1 protein-coding gene is annotated in these 651 nt (G+C 35.0%); it reads left to right on the forward strand.

Translation table 11 applies throughout. From position 1 onward, the window contains the following. Nucleotides 1-651 (forward strand): IS110 family transposase (locus CD30_RS19255; protein ID WP_036180891.1); only part of this gene is annotated, 651 nt, incomplete at both ends.

Consider the following 651-nt stretch of genomic DNA (forward strand, 5'->3'; position numbering starts at 1 on the left):
ATGTACATTCAGAAACAATTGTAGCCTGTGTTATTAAGGGGAATCGTGAGGACGACCTGTATACAGAAATCGAGACATTTCCAACACTTACAAAAGATTTGTTTCGACTTTTAAAATGGTTAGAGGGGCATGAAGTTACACACATTGCAATGGAAAGTACGGGTGTGTATTGGAAACCTGTTTTTAACATTTTAGAGGATTTCTTTGATATCACCTTAGCGAATGCACAACGGATTAAAAATGTACCTGGAAGAAAAACAGATGTTTCAGATGCAGAATGGATAGCGAAGTTATTACGTCATGGTTTGATTGAAAAGAGCTTTGTTCCCCCTGTAGATATTCGTGAACTAAGAGATTTAACAAGACTGCGTAAAAAGTGGATTAGTCACTTGGTTTCAGAGAAGAATCGAATACAAAAGGTATTAGAAAGTTCAAATGTTAAACTAAGTACAGTTATCTCAGATGTATTCGGTGTATCAGGTCGAAAACTATTAAATCGATTAATTGAACAAGGCTATGTCGATGAAGTAGATGTGGAAAAAGATATTCATGGAAAGTTGATTCCGAAAAAACAACGGATTACAGATTCTCTATTTGGAACAATTAATGAACATCAAATCTTCCTAATTCGTCAATCTTGGCAACATATTC

The organism is Ureibacillus massiliensis 4400831 = CIP 108448 = CCUG 49529, from assembly GCF_000772965.1.
Classification (GTDB): Bacteria; Bacillota; Bacilli; order Bacillales_A; family Planococcaceae; genus Ureibacillus; species Ureibacillus massiliensis.